This is a genomic window from Clostridium sp. ATCC BAA-442, from assembly GCF_964239415.1.
Classification (GTDB): Bacteria; Bacillota; Clostridia; order Oscillospirales; family Oscillospiraceae; genus Flavonifractor; species Flavonifractor plautii.
The window spans coordinates 1-949 of record NZ_CAXSQB010000002.1; the positions used below are offsets into that span (position 1 = coordinate 1).

The following is a 949-nucleotide window of genomic DNA, read 5'->3' on the forward strand; positions in this document are numbered from 1 at the left end:
CCCTTCCCCCTGTCCTCCCTGTCCGGGGTGGATCTTTCCCGGGAAATGCGGCATAATGAGGGAAACGACAGACAGGAGGCAGATGCATGACACAGGACTGGACACTGGAGGAGGCCCTCGCCTATTACCGCCGCCAGGGGGCGCCGGGGGAGCAGGGGGCGCTGGTGGCCCTGCTGCGGGAGGTGCAGGAGGAGCGCGGCGGCGCACTGCCCGCCGCCGATCTGGCGGAGATCGCCGCCGCCCTCTCCCTCAGAGATACCTTTCTGTCCGCCATCATCAGGCGTTACCCCGGCCTGCGCACCGAGGAGGCCCCCCACCGCCTGGAGCTGTGCGGCGGCCCCCGCTGCTCCGGCCGGGGCGCGGCCCGTCTGGCCGCCTTTGTGGAGGAGACCTACGGCGTGCGCCCGGGCGGCGTCAGCGCCAGCGGCCGCTTCACCTACCGCATCACCGGCTGTATGAAAAACTGCCCCAACGGCCCCAGCCTCCGGTGGGACGGCGCGCTCCACTCCCGCGCTGACGAGGCCCTCATCCGCGCCCTGGTGGACGAGGGCGGCGGGCGGCCCTCCCCTTGACAGTTTCCCTCCGCTGTGCTACGATCGGTTAGTATCTGCTAACAAAATATTCCGGCACAGCGGAGCGGAAAGGGCGCGGTTTTATGACAAAGTATACTCTTGTGGTGGACGGGATGATGTGCGGCATGTGTGAATCCCATGTAAATGACGCCGTCCGCAAGGCCTTCCCCGTCAAGAAGGTCACCTCCTCCCACAGCAGGAAACAGACCGTCGTGGTGGCGGAGGAACCTATCGACGAGGCAAGGCTGCGCCAGGTTATCGACGCGACCGGCTACACGGTGCAGTCGGTGAGCTGCGAGCCCTATGAGAAAAAGGGTCTGTTCTCCTGGGGAAAATGAGCGAAACAGAGGGGGGGGGGGGGGGGGGGGGGGGGGGGG

Annotated in this window: 2 protein-coding genes; both read left to right on the forward strand. The window is 66.9% G+C overall.

Annotated elements, in window-relative coordinates; genetic code table 11:
- Positions 1-86 precede the first annotated feature (86 nt).
- Complete coding sequence (locus ACESY8_RS01065; protein ID WP_009260762.1) at positions 87-572, forward strand: NADH-quinone oxidoreductase subunit NuoE family protein; 486 nt, start codon at positions 87-89, stop codon at positions 570-572.
- A gap of 83 nt (positions 573-655) precedes the next feature.
- Positions 656-910, forward strand: coding sequence for a heavy-metal-associated domain-containing protein (locus tag ACESY8_RS01070; RefSeq protein ID WP_007494111.1), 255 nt, complete (start codon positions 656-658; stop codon positions 908-910).
- Positions 911-949 lie beyond the last annotated feature (39 nt).